Source organism: Bacillus sp. FSL K6-0138, from assembly GCF_037982765.1.
Classification (GTDB): domain Bacteria; phylum Bacillota; class Bacilli; order Bacillales; family Bacillaceae; genus Bacillus; species Bacillus glycinifermentans.
In genome coordinates this window covers 4,558,397-4,577,378 of sequence record NZ_CP150286.1, presented here as the reverse complement: position 1 = coordinate 4,577,378, position 18,982 = coordinate 4,558,397, and the positions used below count along the sequence as shown (strand labels likewise).

The following is an 18,982-nucleotide window of genomic DNA, read 5'->3' as shown; positions in this document are numbered from 1 at the left end:
TTTTATGTTTATTTCTGCATCTGTTTCTGTTTTATCTTGCGAAGTGAAAGGGTTGTACCGGGTTTCAGCTTTAATTGTTACAATCGTGTTAAAAATTATGATTCTCAATTAGTAAGTGTATTTGAGGTTACAAGAGGGATGATATGTACAGATCAACAAAGAAAAAAATCAGGGGCTGGAAAAGGCATAAAAGAAAAATTGACGTGTGGAAGGAGCGTCATCTTCGGCTGGATATGGAGCATGTCAGAGACCGTCACAGGGATTATGCAAAACTGTGGATATACCCTTTTTACGGTATTCCAAACGTGAATCCTCCTGTTTGGTATAGCCGTTTGTTAGTAAGAGCCATGATTGATGTTTATGATGAATGGCACAGGCAAATGGAGGCCGAGAATGAAGATTTCTATTTGAAAATCTGGCTGTTTGAACACGATTTTATCAGGTCGCAGATTGTGGTCGTCTATAAAGAAGCGATCGATTTTTACAGCGGTGCTTTTGACAAGCAGAAAAGAGGTCAATCGTTCCCTATGAAACGATTTGAACCGCTGCAACACGAGCTGAACCGTTTTGATTGGCAGCTGCATATTGATGCTCACCACTGCTGGCTTTCAGAAATGGAGGAAGACGCGGCAGCCGGGCTTATCGCCCGGGAAGATATTCTCGATATAAAAGACGCTTCTTATCAAAAAGTGACTTACGATCATGACGTGTTGTATAAAGTGAAGGCGGGAAATGTATGGATCGGCTCCTTAACGGAAGAGCCATCCTCTTAAGGATGGCTCTGGAATCTCTAAACGCCTTTAAATGCAGAGCGGTACACTTCAGCCAATTCGGATACTAGCGGAAGCTTTGGATTGGCTGTTGTGCATTGGTCCTCAAAGGCCCGGTCTGCCATGATATCGATCTTGCTTTCAAATTCAGCGGCATCTATGCCGTTTTGTTTGAGGCTCATCGGGATATCAAGCTCTTTGGCAAGCGAGATGACGGCCTGGATCAGACTTTCGACGCCTTCTTCGGTTGTTTTGGCCGGCAAGCCGAGCGTTCTGGCGATTTCCGCATAGCGCTGATCGGCTACGAAATGATTGTATTTCGGGAATGCCGTGAATTTTGTCGGTTTAGCCGCATTGTAGCGAATGACGTGCGGGAGAAGCACGGCATTTGCGCGTCCGTGGGCGATGTGAAACTCCGCGCCTAATTTATGGGCCAGGCTGTGGTTAATGCCCAGGAACGCATTTGAGAATGCCATGCCGGCGATTGTTGATGCATTGTGCATCTTTTCGCGGGCGATTTCGTCGCTGCCGTTTTTGTACGCTCTCGGCAAGTATTCAAATACAAGCTGGATGGCTTTCATTGCCAAGCCGTCAGTATAGTCGTTGGCCATGCAGGATACATAGGATTCAATCGCATGCGTCAAGACGTCCATTCCGGTATCAGCCGTGATATGCTTAGGCACGGTCATGACAAACTGCGGATCAATGATCGCCACATCCGGCGTTAGTTCATAGTCGGCCAATGGGTATTTCGTATTCGCCTCTTTATCTGTAACGACGGAGAATGAGGTAACTTCAGAGCCGGTGCCGGATGTCGTCGGAATGGCAACGAATTTTGCTTTTTCGCCTAATGGCGGATATTTGACGATGCGCTTGCGGATGTCTAAGAATTTTTGCTTTAAATCAAAGAATTCAGCATCAGGGTGCTCATAGAACATCCACATTCCTTTTGCGGCGTCCATTGCAGAGCCTCCGCCAAGCGCGATGATGACGTCAGGCTGGAATTTGGCCATCGCCAGGGCGCCGTTCATCACCGTTTCGATTGATGGATCAGGTTCTACGTCGGAGAAAATGTCGCAATGAACGTAATCCGGGCGTTTTCTTAAATAGTGAAGGACGCGGTCGACGTATCCAAGCTTCACCATTCCCGGGTCTGTCACGATAAACGCTTTTGAGATATTCGGCATTTTTGCTAAATATTGCGTTGCATGTTTTTCAAAATAAATTTTTGGCGGTACTTTAAACCATTGCATATTGACATTCCTCTTTGCCACTTTTTTCGTATTGATTAAATGAACCGCACCCACGTTTGTCGAAACGGAGTTCCCGCCGTAAGTGCCGCATCCGAGCGTCAAGGAAGGCATGTAGGCATTATAAATATCGCCGATCGCTCCTTGGGAAGACGGCGCGTTGACGATGATCCGCCCGGCTTTCATCCGTAAACCGAATTGCTCAATGGCTTCACGGTCGCTGGTATGGATGACCGCGGAGTGTCCGATGCCGCCGAATTCCAGCATTTCTTCGGCCCGTTTTAACCCTTCCTGGAGTCCGCTTACTTTGTAGCAGGCTAACACAGGACTTAATTTTTCCCTTGAAAGCGGGTATTCCGGTCCTACGCCTTTTAATTCGGCGACGAGGATTTTTGTATCCTCCGGAACCTTTATACCGGCCATTTCGGCGATTTTATAAGCCGGCATTCCGACGATGTCAGGGTTTACCGCACAGGTCGTTTCGTTGATAACCAATTTTTCCAATTTTGCTATTTCCGCCTCATTTAATAAATAGCAATTGTTGGAAGTGAGTTCTCTTTTCACGTCTGAATAAACGTCTTTATCGATAATGACTGCCTGTTCTGAAGCACAAATCATTCCATTGTCAAACGTTTTTGATAAGATCAGGTCGTTGACGGCTTGTTTCAAGTTCGCAGATCTCTCAATGTAGCATGGGACGTTTCCCGGTCCGACGCCGAGAGCCGGTTTGCCTGAGCTGTAAGCGGCTTTCACCATTCCGGCCCCTCCTGTGGCAAGAATCAGGGAAATCTTCGGATGAGTCATCAAAGCTTGGGTTGCTTCGCGCGACGGCGTTTCGATCCACTGAATGCAATGTTCAGGCGCCCCTGCTTGAACGGCCGCATCCCTCAAAATCCTTGCAGCTTCAATGCTGCATTTTTGAGCGGATGGATGGAAAGCAAACACGATTGGATTTCTTGTTTTTATCGAGATCAGGGATTTGAACATGGTCGTGGAAGTAGGATTTGTCACCGGCGTAACCCCTGCGATGACGCCGACAGGCTCGGCAATTTCAATGACTCCGTCGTGTTCATTTTCGCTGATGATTCCGACGGTTTTGTCGTATTTGATATTGTGATAGACATACTCTGTGGCAAACATGTTTTTAATGATCTTATCTTCGTATACGCCGCGTTTTGTTTCCTCTACAGCAAGCTTGGCAAGGTGCATATGCTGATCAAGGCCGGCAAGCGCCATCTGTTTGACGATATCATCGATCTGTTCCTGATCAAACCTGCGGAATTCTTCCAATGCTTTAAGACCCTTGTCGACTAAACGGTCAATCATTTTTGAAACGTTTATTTTTTGTTTAATTTCCTTTTCTTCAACTGCCATTGTATAACCCTCCAATGAAGTGATAGGATTTTCCGAAAAGAGTGCAACGGCTTAGGTTTGTGAAATATTTCACAAATGGTGTTAAAAATTTTTATGGCGATATGGGGATTTGCTGTGAGAATATAAAGTTCCTCATGACACCTCACTCCTTGTTTTTTATGAATCTTATCATAGCACGGATTTAATATAATAATTTGTGAAATGTTGAACAAAGTATGAAACATGAGTAAAAACGGGAATATTTACTTAAGAGTGTATTTTTTGGAAAGCGCTTTCGATTAGCACGACTAGATCATAAGTCATCAAAAAACTATTTTAAAATAATAAAAACTGCACTTCCGATTGTTAACACAATCGGGTGCAGTTTTATTTCAAAAAAGCTTACTCATTCCATTCTGTGTGAAACACACCTTCGATATCTGTCCGCTCATACGTATGGGCGCCGAAGTAATCGCGCTGTGCCTGCAGCAGGCTGGCGTTCGAGCGGCCCGTCCGGTAGCCGTCATAATAAGATAGAGCGGTGCTCAAGGCTGGGAACGAGATGCCTGAAGTGATACCTTCGCAGACGACTTTCCGAAGTCCTGTCTGGTAGTCTTTGAGCTTTTCTGCAAAGAAAGGTGCGATCAATAAGTTTGACAGGTCGGGCTGCTCGTTGTACGCTTCGCTGATCAGGTTTAAAAATTCGGCGCGGATGATGCAGCCGCCGCGGAAGATCAGAGCGATGTCCGAAAGCTTCAGGTTCCATCCGTAAAGCTCTGATGTCATTTTATACTGGGCGAAGCCTTGTGCATAGGCGCACACTTTTCCCATATATAATGCCTGTCTGACGTAGTCGATCCACACGTTTTTATCCAGATGCCAGTCTTCTTCCGCCGGACCGGCGAGAATTTTTTCCGCAGCCACCCGCTCTTCTTTTAAAGATGACAGGTAGCGGGCGAATAGCGATTCCGTGATAATGGACGACGGAATGCCGTTGTCGATCGCCTGCATGCTCGTCCATTTGCCTGTGCCTTTTTGGCCTGTTTTATCAAGGATGACGTCGATCAGCGGACCGCCTGTCCGGTCATCCTTTTTCCTTAAAATTTCGGCAGTGATTTCGATTAAATAGCTTTTCAGTTCGCCTTGATTCCACGTTTCAAAAATGTCGGCGATTTCATCGATGGACAGCTGCAGTTTTTCTCTTAAAAATGTATAGGCTTCTGCGATCAGCTGCATATCCGCGTATTCGATCCCGTTATGGACCATTTTCACGAAGTGTCCGGCTCCTTTCGGCCCGATGTAGGTGCAGCAAGGATCATTGCCGACTTGGGCTGCGATTTTTGTCAAGATCGGAGCAGCTTTTTCATAGACGTCCCGATCTCCCCCGGGCATGATCGAAGGACCTGTTAACGCTCCGACTTCGCCGCCGGAAATGCCGATTCCCAAATAGCCGATTCCTTCAGACTTCAGCCTGTCGTATCTTCGTTCTGTATCTTCGTAGTGGGAGTTGCCTCCGTCCATGATGACATCGCCTTCTTCAAGCAGCGGCACTAATGAATCGATCACTGAATCGACCGCTTTGCCCGCTGTTACCATGAGAAAGATTTTCCGCGGCTTTTCTAAAGACTGGACGAAATCCTTCAGCTCGTAGTACGGGCTGAGAGGCTGTCCTTCAATTTTCTCCATCAGTTTATCAGTTAAATCCCTTGTGTAATTGTAGACGGCGACTTGCTCCCCTTTGCCGGCCATGTTCAAGGCAATATTGCTGCCCATCACTCCAAGGCCGATGACGCCAATTGTATTGACCATAATTCCAGCTCCTTCAATAATGTTATACAAATAGACTTAGCAATAACGTAAATCCTAATCCGGCTACAGCGATGATCGTTTCGAGCAATGTCCATGTCGCAAATGTTTCTTTCATGCTTAAACCGAAGTACTCTTTGAACATCCAGAATCCGGCATCATTCACATGGGAAGCGATTACACTTCCGGCCCCGGTAGCGAGCACGACCAAGGCAAGGTTGACGTCAGAATGTCCAAGCATCGGAATGACGAGCCCCGTCGTCGATAAGGCTGCGACTGTGGCGGAGCCTAAAGAAATGCGCAGGATCGCCGCGATTAACCAGGCAAGCAGGATCGGCGACATCGACGTGCCTTTGAACAATTCGGCCACGTAGTCGCCTACCCCGCCGTTGATTAATACTTGTTTGAAGGCGCCGCCGCCCCCGATGATCAACAGCATCATCCCGATTTGCGAAATGGCTGTCGAACAGGAATCCATTACCGTTCTAATCGGAATGTTCCTGGCGATGCCCATCGTATAAACCGCGACTAATAAAGAAATGATCATTGACGTAGATGCATTGCCGATCAAACGAATACCTGCAAGAATGCTATTATCTGCAAACCCCATCGTTTCTTGAAGCAGCGTAATGATCGTAGAAATGGACATGATGATGACCGGAAGCATTGCTGTGAACACGCTGATTCCGAAACCGGGCGTATCTTCAAGTTTGAACGTTTTCTGCTCGCCTAAAGACGCGATATTTCCTGTTCTCGTAAACGAATCGGGTACGATTTTTTTCGCAAGCTTCGTAAATACAGGTCCGGCGATCAGCACCGTCGGAACTGCGATAATGAAGCCGTACAGTAGTACTTCCCCGATGTTTGCCCCGTATTCCCCGGCGATCGCCGTCGGCCCCGGATGCGGCGGCAGGAAGCCGTGCGTGACGGATAAGGCGGCCGCCATCGGGATGCCGAGGAACAGAATTGAAATTTTTAATTCTCTTGAGATCGCGAATACAATCGGAATTAATAATACCAGTCCTACTTCAAAGAATAAAGCCACACCGATAATGAATGAGGCGATCACGACCGCCCATTGGATATTTTTTTCGCCGAATTTATTGACGAGAGTCATTGCAATGCGCTGCGCGCCCCCTGAATCTGCGATCAGTTTGCCAAGCATGGCGCCGAGTCCAAAAATCAAAGCGATGTGTCCGAGCGTTCCGCCCAATCCTTCCTCAATCGTGCTGACGATTTTGTCAAGCGGCATGCCGAGCGCTAAAGCAACGCCGAACGAAACGATGATTAAGGAAAGAAAAGTGTTAAGTTTTAATCCCATAATGAACAGCAATAATACGACAATCCCGATTGCTACAATGATTAATGGCATGATAGCGCCTCCATTCCCTTTATTCGTTTATTAAGCTTCTTTGATAGTTTGCAATTTGTGCATACTCGTTTTCCAATGATCTTGATAAATTGATGAAAATCGGCATCAATTTCCGGTACTCTTTCGCCGAAGCTTCAATTGGCGTATGCCGGTTGGTGCTGCCGATCATGCCGGATGCGACATCGAAAGATTCGATTTTTCCCATGGCGTACAGACCTAAAATGCACGCGCCGAGACAGGAGCTTTCATAGCTTTCCGGAACGACGACTTCAGACTCGAATATATCGGCCATCATCTGCCGCCAAACGGCAGACCTCGCGAATCCCCCTGTCGCTTGAATCTTTGCGACGGGACCGTCCATACATTCTGTCAGCGCCAAAAATACGGTATACAAATTGTAGATGACCCCTTCCAATGCGGCCCGGATCATGTGCTCTTTTTTGTGGGACATGGTCAGGCCGAAAAATGAACCGCGCACATCCGGATTCCATAAAGGAGCGCGTTCGCCTGCGAGATATGGATGGAACAGCAGGCCGTCGGCACCGGGTCTTACGCGCTCGGCGATTTTGGTCAGCACGTCGTATGGATCGATTCCCAGTCTTTTCGCCGTTTCGATTTCTGAAGAGGCAAATTCATCTCTGATCCAGCGAAGCACGATTCCTCCATTGTTAACCGGACCGCCGATGACCCAATGCTTTTCCGTCAAGGCGTAGCAAAAGATTCGCCCTTTTTCGTCGGTTTGCGGTTTGTCGATGATCGTGCGGATGGCGCCGCTTGTCCCGATCGTGACTGCGATCTCGCCCTTCTTAATGGCATTGACGCCAAGGTTCGACAGCACGCCGTCGCTTGCCCCGATGACAAAAGGCGTTTCCGGATCAATTCCCATCTGCCTCGCTATATCCGGGTTGCAGCTGCGAAAGATCTCTGTCGTTGGCACGAGTTTAGATAAATGGTCAGGTGTGATGCCTGCGATCGTTAATGCTTCTTCATCCCAATCCAGCTTTTTGAGATTCATCATCCCCATGGCCGAAGCAAGTGAATAATCGACCACGTATTGACCGAAAAGTTTATGAAAGATGTATTCTTTGATCCCGATATATTTTTTTGCCTTGGAAGCGATTTCAGGATGTTCATGCACAATCCAGGCAATTTTGCTTAAAGGCGACATCGGATGAATCGGCGTCCCGGTCCGTTTGTAGACTTCGTGCCCGTTCAATTCGTCCTTGATTTTGCGCGCCCAGCCTTCGCTTCGGTTGTCCGCCCATGTGATGCAGGGCGTAAGCGGCCGTCCGTCTTCATCCATGGCAATGACGCTGTGCATGGCGCTGCTGAATGAAATAAATGATATCTTTTTTTTCTGGTGATGTTTCATGATGCCGGCAACCGCTTGCATCACCGCCTGAAAAATCTCTTCCGGCTTTTGTTCAGCCGTTGAGATATCCGGTGTGTAAAGCGGATAGCCGATATTTTCTTTTTGGATCACGTCCCCGTTTTCGCTGAATAAAACGGCCTTCGTGCTCGTTGTGCCGATATCGATGCCTAACATGTAACTAGTCATTTTCCTGTTCAGCTCCCTTCGTCAGCATTTGTTGCGACAGCCAAAGATCTTCTACTTTATCTTGAACATCATCAAAATTTTGATGTAAGGACTTTATCATCAAAGCCCGATCTTTCGTTTCGATCGCTTGAATATAAAGCTCGTGATTATCAAAAATTCTTGTGAAATCTTCGTATTTTTCTTTTAAACGGGCCCGCATCGACAACAGAATAAAGCTCTCCATAACGGGTTTTAAATTATTCCATATCATCTGAATGTACGAATGATTGATGGAGCGGACGATCGTCTCATGGAACAAAACGTCCTGATATGAGAACTCATCAGCATCTTCGTATTTGATCGAGACTTTCATCATTTCCAGTATCTTGCGAAGATCCTTGCCTAACTGATCGGTGTCTATTCTGACAAGCCGCTCAAAGACGAATGTCTCGATCAGAAGGCGGACATCGTAAATCTCTCTGATCTCTTTTTCCGTTAGGCCGATGACAACTGCGCCCATTCTTTCCAGCCGGATGATTTTTTCGGTTGCCAATGTCCGCAGAGCCTCCCGTACGGGGGAGCGGCTTACCGAAAAATCGGCAGCAATTTTATTTTCAGACAGAATGGTACCGCTTTCAATCATTCCGGAAATAATCCGCATCCTCAGTTCGCTCGCCACGCGAACCCCTGTTGAAGCTTTTGAAAGCCATTTGACGGGATATAAAAGGTCATTTGATTCGATCATAAACTCACCTTCCCACACAATGAGTATACTTGTATACAAGTATGATAACTCTAATTTTATATTTGTGCAAACACTTTCATTTCTAATTTTTCGAAAATTTTTTTCCAGAAGAGGAGACTTAAGTGATTCCAGAATCTATATTAATTGTAAAATTAAAGGTTGTAGAGGAGGGCGAATATTATAATAGAAAAATGAATACACAAAGCTGATAGGAGGCAAGGAGCAGGAAGGAAGGAAGGAAGGAAGGGGGCTTTTATGAATGGTTCGGTTATGAAAGGTTAAAAATTAAAACTTTCGAGAGCATAGCGGCTGTGCTTCAGAATTCATTAGCAAGAAAGGTCCTGATCTCTCAAGTAAGTCGCGAAATCTTGTAATGGTTTCGACAGCCTTTTTAAAGGACTAGCAATTGATTATAAATATCCATTCATTAATTAAATTAACTAATTATGTTACAATAAATTCAATGATATGTTCACTTGGAGGTTTTCCATGCAGCGCGGCACATTTCAATTAATGAAATCAGTCAATAAATCGATCATTTTAAATAAAATTCGTACGTCGGAACCTATTTCACGGGCGCAAATCGCCAAAGAAACGGGCATCACGCCGCCTACGGTCAGCAGCATTGTCAAAGAGCTGATAGAGCAGGGCCTGGTCACAGAGAGCGCACTCGGCCATTCGAGCGGCGGGCGGAAGCCGACGATGCTGCATATCAACAGCGGCGCGTTTTACGTGATTGGGGTCGATGCGGGGCCCGAGACGGTGGAATGTATACTAACCGATTTAACCGGCGAGATTTTTCACCGAACGTCAAGTTTGCTGAAAAAACCGTTAACAAATGAGCAGTTTATCAGCATTCTAAAGGAAAATATCTATACCATCTTGCGTCTTTCCAATGCCGATCAGGAAAAAATCATCGGAATCGGGATCGCGATGCACGGGGTGGTCGACGTTGAAACGGGGACTTCGCTCGTCGCGCCTATTTTGCATTTAACCGACGTCCCGATCAAAGAAGCGCTTGAAGAAGAGTTTGGCTTTACGGTAAAGGTCGAAAACGATGCGCGGGCGATGGCATTGGGCGAATCGTGGTTTGGCGGCCACGGCGACGACGGCAGCATGGTTGCCGTCAACATCGGTCGCGGCGTTGGTGCAGGTGTTGTGATGAACGGAAAACTGTATCATGGGGCACACGGAATCGCCGGAGAATTTGGCCATATGATCGTTGATGTCAACGGCGACACTTGCGAGTGCGGCAACCGGGGCTGCCTTCAAACGGTCATAAGCGGCCCTGCAATTGCCGAACGGGGGAAAAAGCGGATAACGGACAGTGACGCCCGCCTTACGGCTAAAGAAATATTCGATTTGGCGCAAAACGGCAGCGAGGCTTGCATTGACCTGTTCCGCGAAACGGGCAGGATGATCGGGATCGGCTTAATCAACCTCATTCATCTCGTGAATCCGAACAAAATTGTGCTTGGAGGCGGGGTCATGAAGAGCGAGAAATTCATGATGCCGGCGATTCTTGAGACGATTCAGCAGCGGGCGTTGACAGCCGAAGCGAAGCAGACAAAGGTGGCCGTCACCCAGCTTGGCGATGATGCGACACTGCTCGGCGCCGTTTCCTTGCTGTTAATCGAATTATTTGATCCGGTTTGAAAAAAGGCTGAACCAAGCTTAAAGGTTCAGCCTTTATTGACCGTATCAATAAACCGGAGGTAAGCCTCACGGTCTTTTAATACCCCTGCGTCTTCGAGCGCTTTTACAAATTTCTTTCCGAGTTCTTCCCTTACGATCGATTCAGCCTCTTTGGGGTCGGAAACCGTCCCGTATTGATCTTTCAGCTGTTCGGCCCATTCCTCGTGATACGGTTCCACGCCGCTTGGACGGCCTGACAGAAATTCCTTGACCGCCGCCAACTCGTCTTTCAGCCTCGGCGGCAGAACGGCCAGCCCCATGACCTCGATCAAGCCGATATTTTCCTTTTTGATATGGTGAACGTCTGCATGCGGATGAAAAATGCCGAGCGGATGTTGAGCTGAAGTCCGGTTGTTTCTCAGAACGAGATCGAGTTCAAATATCCCGCTTCTGTTTCTCGCAATTGGTGTAATCGTGTTATGCGGCGTGTCACCAGTAAACGCAAGGACGTCTGCTTGTGCATCCGAGTAGTTTTTCCAAGCGTGCAGAATGTCACCCGCTGCATCGGTAAGGCGGTCGATTTCTCTTCCTTTTAAGCGGATGACCGACATCGGCCATTTTAAAACAGAAGCTGCAATCTCCGGATGTTTCTTCAATTGAAACGAAAATGCATCATCCGCGCGGGTCATGGCAAACTCGTAGCGTCCGGCCTGGTAATGGTCGTGGCTAAGGATCGATCCTCCGACGATCGGCAAATCGGCATTTGACCCGATGAAATAATGCGGAAATTTGTCGGTAAACACGAGCAATCGTTTAAATGCATTTTTGTCGATTTTCATCTCGCGGTGCTCTTCGGAAAACAAAATGCTATGTTCGGTATAATACGCGTACGGCGAATATTGAAAATACCAATTTTCCTCAAGCAGCGGAATCCTGATGATCCTGTGGCTGGCCCGCGCCGGATGTCCAAGACGCCCTGCGTATCCTTCATTTTCCTTGCACAACAGGCATTTCGGGTAGCTCCCTGCCTGCTTTGCCGCGCGCTCCCGTTTGATTTGTTCAGGGTCTTTTTCGGGCTTTGACAAATTGATCGTAATATCCATTTGACCGTAGAAGGTGTCCGCTTGATAAGAAATATTTTTGGCGATCTGCTTCGTTTGGATGTAATTGCTGTTTTTGCTGAGACGGTAAAAATAGCCGGTTGCCGCAAGGGGCGATTGCTGATACTTTTGGTTGAAAATCGCATTGATCACGGAAGGTCTTGCGACAAAGCAATTCATGATATTTGCCGACAATATTTCTTTCGCCTCCGGGGCGTCTGTTATAACGCCCTGTTTGACGGCGCATGCGATTAAGCTTTCAAGCAGGTCGGGAATGGATTCATCGATTGTTTCAATCTTCTCTTCGGGGAACGACGCCAGCCCGAGCTGGTTCAATACTTGATTTCGCGCGTAATTGACGTCGGCCGGTTCGATTAATTCCGCTGCAAGCGCTTTTTGAATAAGGCTCTCAATATATTTGTAAACCAATGTTACTCTCCCTTTCCGTAGCCGTGTGGATGTGAGGAATGCCATTTCCAGGCGTCTTCGATGATTTTGGCGACGGACGTGCGCGACGGTTTCCAGCCGAGCACTCGTTTTGCTTTAGAGGAGCCTGCTATTAAAATGCTTGGATCGCCGGCTCTCCGGTCGCCGATGTTCGCGGGGATCTCTCTGCCTGTTACCGTTCTTGCGGCATCGATCATTTCTTTTACCGAAAAACCCCGGCTGCTTCCGAGGTTGAATACGTCGCTTTTGCCGCCGTTTCGCAAGTAATCCAATGCCAACAAGTGGGCATCGATCAGGTCTTCAACATGGACGTAGTCGCGGATGCAGGTTCCGTCGGGAGTGTCATAATCGCCGCCGAAAATGGTAATGTGTGATCTTTGTCCGAGAGTCGTCTGCAATATAATCGGGACGAGGTGTGTTTCAGGGCGGTGGTCTTCGCCGATATCCCCCGTTTCCCTTGCTCCTGCGACATTAAAATAGCGCAGAGAGACATAGTTGATGCCGTGGGCTTCGTCAGTCCGCTTGATCAACTTCTCCATGATCAGCTTCGTTTCCCCGTACGTACTGGTCGGAACGGCCGGCATCTCCTCTGTAATCGGTACAGATTCGGGTTCCCCATAGACGGCCGCGGTCGAGGAGAACACGATGTTCTTCACCCCGTATTCGATCATGACCTGAAGCAGAACCTGCGTCCCATACACATTGTTATCAAAGTATTTGAGGGGATGCTTCATCGATTCGCCGACAAGCGAATTAGCGGCGAAATGGATCACATCATCGATCTGTTCTTTTTGAAAAACCGAACGAAGATAATCGATGTCGCGCACGTCTCCTTCATAAAAATGAGCCTCGGGGTGTACGGCTTTTCTTTGGCCCGTTTCAAGATTATCAACGATTACAACGCTTTCACCTTTGTCAATTAGCTGATAGACGGCATGTGAACCGATATAGCCGGCTCCGCCTAAAACCAACACGCTCATATGAATGCTCCTTTCTCGATTTCTTTTGCACCGTCGCTAATCTCTGCTGTATAAAACGCCGGCTCATATCCTACCTTTTCACGGTATACGGCATGAATGCTTTTCTTTACATCATCAGCTTTTTCCTTCTCAACGATCGCAATCGCGCAGCCGCCGAATCCGGCTCCGGTCATGCGGGCGCCCAGCACTCCCGGCTGGTCCCAAGCGGTTTCTACAATCGTATCAAGCTCAAGTCCTGTTACTTCATAATCGTGTTTTAAGGATAGATGAGACTCGTTCATCAGCTTGCCAAAACCGATGAGATCGCCTTCTCGAAGCTTTTCCAGCGCATCTAAAGTCCGGGCGTTTTCATATACGGCATGCCTGGCGCGTTTTCGATTGATATCATCGCGGATCAGGTGTTGGAAGGCGTCGAATTCCCCGATTGTCAATTCGCCGAGGCTTTCGATGGCTCTCTCCTTTTGCAAATCGCTCAGCGCCGCTTCGCATTGGGTGCGCCTTTCATTGTACTTGGAGCCTGCCAGATCGCGCCGCTTATTCGTATTGATGATCAGAATCACATGGTCATTCAATACGACCGGTGCGTATTTGTATTCCAGCGTGCTGCAGTTCAAGAGGATGGCATGATCCTTTTTCCCCATGCCGATTGCGAATTGATCCATGATTCCGCTGTTGAGGCCGATGTATTCGTTTTCTACTTTTTGTCCAAGTTTAATCATGGGTACGGGTTCCATATTCAATTCAAAAAGTCCGTTCAACAGAACGCCTGTTGCAAGTTCAATCGAGGCAGAAGAAGAGAGCCCGGCTCCGTGCGGAATATTTCCGTAATACAAAATATCAGCGCCGTGAGAAATGCTGCAGCCCGCTTCTTTCATAAAAAGAAACATGCCCTTCGGATAATTTGCCCACTTGTGAGATGTGTCAAAAGCTAAATCGGACAGGTCGCATTCAATGACTCCGGCGTCGGGAAAATTCATCGAGTAAAAACGGATTTTCGAATCGTCCCGCTTCACACCAAGCGCATACGTACCATACGAAATAGAAGCGGGGAAGACATGACCTCCGTTGTAATCCGTATGCTCGCCGATCAAGTTGATTCTCCCCGGGGCAAAAAAAGTTCTGGGCGTCTTTGCCGTACCAAAAATAGAACGAAATTCGTTTAATAAAGAAGAAGCAGTATTCATAATTCCTCCTATTATTTTGACATTGGCCAAACTTAATAAATTAATTTAATTAAGTTAATCCAAGTGTACTATGTCTGATGAAGCGGCGCAATAAAAAGTGTTTTGTCAATTTGTAAAATTTTCAGCGGGAGGATCAGCACTTGACTTTTGGAGAAATACAAGTTAAATTAGTAAAATATTTTACTAAAGAGATCGGCTCATGGAGGTTAAAATCGTGGCGACTATTAAAGAAGTGGCAGAAGCGGCAGGGTATTCAATTTCAACGGTTTCCCGCGTTTTGAATAATGATTCGACCCTTTCTGTGCCTGATGAGACACGGAAAAAAATATTTGAAGTGGCGGAAAAGCTGAACTACCGGAAGAAAACGGTCAGAATGCTGGTGAAAAACATTGCCTTTTTATACTGGCTGACCGATAAAGAAGAGCTGGAAGACGTTTATTTTAAAACGATGAGGCTGGAAATCGAGAAGCTGGCAAGCAAGTTTAACGTGGAACTGACCACGTATAAAATTTCCGACGGCGTCGAGGCCATCCCCGAGGATATCGGGGGATTCATCGCAGTCGGGTCGTTTTCGGAAAAAGAACTCGCCTATTTGCGGAGCATTACGCCGCACGGAGTTTTTATTGATTCTTCCCCTGATCCCGATCATTTTGATTCGGTAAGGCCCGATTTATTGCAAATGACCAAAAAAACGGTCGATTTTCTTATTGAAAAGGGGCACGAAAAGATCGGGTTTATCGGCGGAACTTATTACAACCCGAACACAGACAAAGATGAGATGGACATACGGGAACGGACATTTCGCGCTTATATGAGCGAAAAAGGGCTGCTTGAGGAACATTATATGTTTTGCCGCAGAGGCTTTTCCGTCGAAAACGGCTACCATCTGATGGGCAAAGCGATCAAAGAGCTCGGCGAAAAGCTGCCGACGGCTTTCTTCACGGCGGCGGACCCGATTGCTGTCGGCTGTCTCCAAGCGTTGAATGAAAAAGGGATCGCCATACCGGGCAGGGTCAGCATCATCAGCATCAACAACATCAGCGTCTCCAAATATGTATCGCCTCCGCTGACGACGTTTCATATTGATATCGGAGAATTGTGCAAAAACGCCATTGAGCTTCTGCTCGAACGGGTATTAGAAAAGCGGAACATCGTGAAGACGCTGTATCTTGGGGCTGAACTGGTGGTAAGAAAAAGTACAAAATAAAACAAGGGCACGGCTTTCAATAAGCCGTGTTTTATTTTTCGTAAAATATTTTACCTTTTTAAGTAAAAAAGTTGTTTACAGTTTTTCTTGGCCGTGCTATATTGATTCTGTAAAGCGTTTTCAATTCATTTAAAGGAATGAGACAAACGATGAAATTGAAAAAGTACGTTGGAATGTTCAGTATCATGGCTTTATCCGTATCATTAGCTGCATGCGGCCCGAAAGAAAGCAGCAATGAAGCCTCAAGCTCGGATAAAAAGGAACTGGTAATCTGGGAGGATAAAGAGAAGGCGGAAGGCATTCAAGATGCTGTTGCCCAGTTTGAAAAGGAGCATAACGTCTCTGTCAAAGTCATTGAAAAACCATATGCCAAACAAATCGAAGATTTACGAATGGATGGACCGGCCGGCACGGGGCCCGATGTTCTGACGATGCCCGGAGACCAAATCGGCACGGCGGTAACGGAAGGTTTGATCAAGGAATTGTCGATCGGTAAAGACGTTCAATCGATCTATACCGACGCTGCGATGAAATCGCAAATGATAAACGGCAAAGTCTACGGACTGCCGAAAGCGGTCGAAACGACGATGCTCTACTATAATAAAGACCTGATTTCCGAGAAAGAACTGCCGAAAACGCTGGATGAGTGGTATGAATACTCGAAAAAAGTGACAGACGGCAAGAAATACGGCTTTTTGGCCTTATTCGATCAGATTTATTATGCCGAAAGCGTCATGAGCGGCTACGGCGGGTACATTTTTAAAAGCAAAGGCGACGGCAGCTATGATCCGGCTGACATCGGTTTGAACCAAAAAGGTGCAATCGAAGGCGCAGCGTACATAGAGAAGTTTTATAAAGAAGGATTGTTCCCGGCGGGCATCATCGGAGAGCAGGGCATAAATGTACTGGAATCGCTGTTTACGGAAGGGAAAGCGGCGGCGATCATTTCCGGCCCGTGGAATTTGGAGCCGTTCAAAAAATCGGGGATCAATTACGGCGTGGCGAAGCTGCCTGAGCTGCCAAACGGCAAAAATATGAGCGCTTTTATTGGCGTAAAAAGCTACAATGTCAGCGCTTACTCAAAAAATGCCAAACTTGCGGAACAATTGGCCGTCTTCCTCGCCAATAAAGAAAATTCGAAAAAGCGGTATGAGGTCACAAAAGAAGTCCCGGCCGTCAAAGCATTGGCGGATGATCCGGCCGTTACAAAAAGCGAAGCCGCCAAAGCCGTTGCCGAACAGTCAAAGTTCTCAGAATTGACGCCGAATATTCCTGAGATGAATGAAGTATGGACACCGGCCGATGCGGCGCTGCAAACCATCGCAACAGGCAAAGCAGAGCCGAAAAAAGCGTTGGATCAAGCTGTTGAAACGATTCAAGGACAAATCAAGGCCAAACACAGCGGCAAGTGATGGGGAATGGCGTCAGGCGAATTGGCGCCATTTCATCATAAGGACGTCTGTATAAAGAGGTGAAAGAGAAGGTGCAGCATCGCAAAACGGCTTTGCTATTATCGATTATTCCGGGCTTCGGCCAATTTTACAATAAACAATGGATAAAAGGTCTGCTATTCCTTATTTTAGGTGCAGCGTTCTTCGCGGTTTTTGGCGATCTGCTGAATATGGGACTGTGGGGCATCTTTACGCTTGGAACCGAAGTGCCGCGCGACAACTCGATTTTTCTTCTGGCACAAGGCATTATTGCCGTGATTGTCACGTGTTTCGGACTGGCCGTATATTACGTAAATTTAAGGGATGCGTATCAAAACGGAAAATTGCGCGATGAACATCAGGAATTAAGCTCCCTTAAAGAGCAATATCAAAATTTAATTTCTCAAGGCTATCCATACGTGATCAGCGGTCCGTCGCTGTTTATCCTAATTTTTGCCGTCGTTTTCCCGATCTTATTCAGCTTTGCATTAGCCTTTACAAACTATAATTTATACCATTCGCCGCCTGCACATTTAGTCGATTGGGTGGGACTGAAAACATTTTCTGAGATTTTCACCGTTGATATTTGGCGTTCGACCTTTTTTGATGTGCTGGCATGGACTGTCGTCTGGACGCTTGTCGCTTCTTCCCTGCAGGTCGGATTGGGGATTTTGCTGGCGGTCGTCGTCAACCAGAAAGACATTCGCTTTAAAAAATTGTTTCGTACGATTCTCGTTTTGCCTTGGGCAGTGCCCGGTTTCGTCACGATCCTTGTCTTTGCCGGTCTTTTTAATGACAGTTTTGGCGCGGTCAATCATACGATTCTGGCTGCTTTAGGAATCGATCCGATTCCTTGGATGACAAATGCGGGCTGGGCGAAACTGGCGCTGATCCTTATGCAGGGCTGGCTCGGTTTTCCGTATGTGTTCATCGTCACGACCGGCGTCCTTCAGTCGATCCCGGATGACCTTTATGAAGCGGCAACCATTGACGGTGCATCCGTTTTTGCTAAGTTCAGGCACATTACGCTGCCGCTGATCTTAATTGCCATGGCTCCGATTATTATTACGCAGTTCACCTTTAATTTTAATAACTTTAACATTATCTATCTCTTCAATGGCGGCGGCCCGGCAGTTCCCGGATCGACCGCGGGGGGAACCGATATTTTAGTGTCCTGGATTTATAAGTTGACGATGCAGTCGAGCCAGTATTCTTTGGCGGCGGCATTGACGATTCTATTGTCCGTCTTTGTCATTTCGATTGCACTGTGGCAGTTCAGGCGGACGAATTCTTTCAAAGAGGGGGCTTAAGACGATGCTGACAGACATGAGAAAAAGAAAGTTTTTCCGCCTTTTTTTCTCTTACGCGCTATTGATTTTCATGATCGTTGTCATCATTTATCCCCTGCTTTGGACCGTGGGAGCCAGTTTTAATCCAGGCAACAGCTTGATCAGCACATCGATCATTCCGGACAATCCGACATTGGATCATTATAAAGAATTATTTGCCGGAAAACAGAGCCTTCAATATGGGAAATGGTATCTCAATTCGCTGAAAATCAGCATATTTACGATGATCGGAGCGGTCATCAGCGTTTCTTTTACAGCTTATGCTTTTTCCAGATTCCGGTTTAAGGGCAGAAAAAACGCGCTGATGCTATTTTTGCTGCTGCAGATGATCCCGCAGTTTTCGGCTTTAGTCGCGCTCTTCGTTTTGGCGCAAATGCTGGGAATGATGAACAGCCACTGGCTGTTGATTTTGCTGTATATCGGCGGACAGATTCCGATGAACACCTATTTGATGAAAGGCTATATGGACTCGATTCCGGTTGATTTGGATGAAAGCGCCAAGATAGACGGCGCCGGCAACACAAGGATCTTTTGGCAAATCATCATGCCTTTATCAAAGCCGATGATTGCGGTAGTCGCCATGAACGGATTTACCGGGCCGCTCGGAGACTTCGTATTGTCGTCGACCATCTTGCGCTCGCCTGAATCTTATACGCTGCCGATCGGCTTATACAATTTAGTGAATGAGGTCATGGGAGCAAGCTATACGACGTTTGCCGCCGGAGCCATTCTGATCAGCATACCGGTCGCCGTCATCTTTATCATGCTGCAGAAGAATTTTGTGTCAGGATTAACGGCAGGCGGAACAAAAGGATAA

14 protein-coding genes are annotated in these 18,982 nt (G+C 47.0%); 6 read left to right on the top strand and 8 right to left on the bottom strand.

The window, feature by feature from the left end:
- The first annotated feature begins 143 nt into the window (after positions 1 to 143).
- A complete protein-coding gene (locus MHB78_RS23820; protein WP_046130565.1) occupies positions 144 to 773 on the top strand; it encodes a hypothetical protein in 630 nt (209 codons plus the stop codon).
- Between the two features lie 17 nt (positions 774 to 790).
- On the opposite strand, the gene adhE is transcribed toward MHB78_RS23820, so the two are convergent.
- From adhE to MHB78_RS23795, 5 genes are all read right to left on the bottom strand, one after another.
- Positions 791 to 3,394 carry a bifunctional acetaldehyde-CoA/alcohol dehydrogenase gene (gene adhE / locus MHB78_RS23815; RefSeq protein WP_046130564.1) on the bottom strand — a complete coding sequence of 868 codons (2,604 nt, stop codon included), beginning with the start codon at positions 3,392 to 3,394 and terminating at the stop codon, positions 791 to 793.
- Positions 3,395 to 3,775: 381 nt separating this feature from the next.
- Positions 3,776 to 5,182 carry a decarboxylating NADP(+)-dependent phosphogluconate dehydrogenase gene (gnd, locus tag MHB78_RS23810; protein WP_046130563.1) on the bottom strand — a complete coding sequence of 469 codons (1,407 nt, stop codon included), beginning with the start codon at positions 5,180 to 5,182 and terminating at the stop codon, positions 3,776 to 3,778.
- A 22-nt stretch (positions 5,183 to 5,204) separates the two neighbouring features.
- The gene (locus MHB78_RS23805) at positions 5,205 to 6,551 is read right to left on the bottom strand and encodes a GntP family permease (protein ID WP_046130562.1); all 1,347 of its coding nucleotides are present in this window, start codon (positions 6,549 to 6,551) and stop codon (positions 5,205 to 5,207) included.
- 19 nt (positions 6,552 to 6,570) lie between these two features.
- Positions 6,571 to 8,109, bottom strand: coding sequence for a gluconokinase (gntK, locus tag MHB78_RS23800; RefSeq protein WP_046130561.1), 1,539 nt, complete (start codon positions 8,107 to 8,109; stop codon positions 6,571 to 6,573).
- Complete coding sequence (locus MHB78_RS23795) at positions 8,102 to 8,833, bottom strand: GntR family transcriptional regulator (protein ID WP_046130560.1); 732 nt, start codon at positions 8,831 to 8,833, stop codon at positions 8,102 to 8,104. The genes gntK and MHB78_RS23795 overlap by 8 nt, the downstream gene beginning before the upstream one ends.
- A gap of 489 nt (positions 8,834 to 9,322) precedes the next feature.
- Between MHB78_RS23795 and MHB78_RS23790 the strand changes: the two genes are divergently transcribed.
- Entirely contained in the window at positions 9,323 to 10,489 is a 1,167-nt protein-coding gene (locus tag MHB78_RS23790) for an ROK family transcriptional regulator (protein WP_046130559.1), read from the top strand.
- A 26-nt stretch (positions 10,490 to 10,515) separates the two neighbouring features.
- Here the strand turns inward: MHB78_RS23790 and MHB78_RS23785 are convergent, their stop codons facing one another.
- From MHB78_RS23785 to MHB78_RS23775, 3 genes are read right to left on the bottom strand one after another with little or no spacing between them, the layout of a single operon-like run.
- Positions 10,516 to 11,997 carry a UDP-glucose--hexose-1-phosphate uridylyltransferase gene (locus tag MHB78_RS23785; RefSeq protein ID WP_046130558.1) on the bottom strand — a complete coding sequence of 494 codons (1,482 nt, stop codon included), beginning with the start codon at positions 11,995 to 11,997 and terminating at the stop codon, positions 10,516 to 10,518.
- 2 nt (positions 11,998 to 11,999) lie between these two features.
- On the bottom strand, positions 12,000 to 12,995 hold the full coding sequence (gene galE, locus MHB78_RS23780; RefSeq protein ID WP_046130557.1) for a UDP-glucose 4-epimerase GalE: 996 nt from the start codon (positions 12,993 to 12,995) through the stop codon (positions 12,000 to 12,002).
- The gene (locus MHB78_RS23775) at positions 12,992 to 14,179 is read right to left on the bottom strand and encodes a galactokinase (RefSeq protein WP_046130556.1); all 1,188 of its coding nucleotides are present in this window, start codon (positions 14,177 to 14,179) and stop codon (positions 12,992 to 12,994) included. Before MHB78_RS23775 ends, galE begins: the two co-directional genes overlap by 4 nt.
- A 214-nt stretch (positions 14,180 to 14,393) precedes the next feature.
- Here MHB78_RS23775 and MHB78_RS23770 point away from each other — a divergent pair, with 214 nt between their 5' ends.
- The 4 genes from MHB78_RS23770 (at position 14,394) to MHB78_RS23755 (ending at position 18,982) form a co-directional block, all read left to right on the top strand.
- Entirely contained in the window at positions 14,394 to 15,386 is a 993-nt protein-coding gene (locus MHB78_RS23770) for a LacI family DNA-binding transcriptional regulator (protein ID WP_046130597.1), read from the top strand.
- A 149-nt stretch (positions 15,387 to 15,535) separates the two neighbouring features.
- A complete protein-coding gene (locus tag MHB78_RS23765; protein WP_046130555.1) occupies positions 15,536 to 16,798 on the top strand; it encodes an extracellular solute-binding protein in 1,263 nt (420 codons plus the stop codon).
- Positions 16,799 to 16,869: 71 nt separating this feature from the next.
- Positions 16,870 to 18,126, top strand: a complete 1,257-nt coding sequence (locus tag MHB78_RS23760) for a sugar ABC transporter permease (protein ID WP_046130554.1) — start codon at positions 16,870 to 16,872, stop codon at positions 18,124 to 18,126.
- A 4-nt stretch (positions 18,127 to 18,130) separates the two neighbouring features.
- Complete coding sequence (locus tag MHB78_RS23755; protein ID WP_099047083.1) at positions 18,131 to 18,982, top strand: sugar ABC transporter permease; 852 nt, start codon at positions 18,131 to 18,133, stop codon at positions 18,980 to 18,982.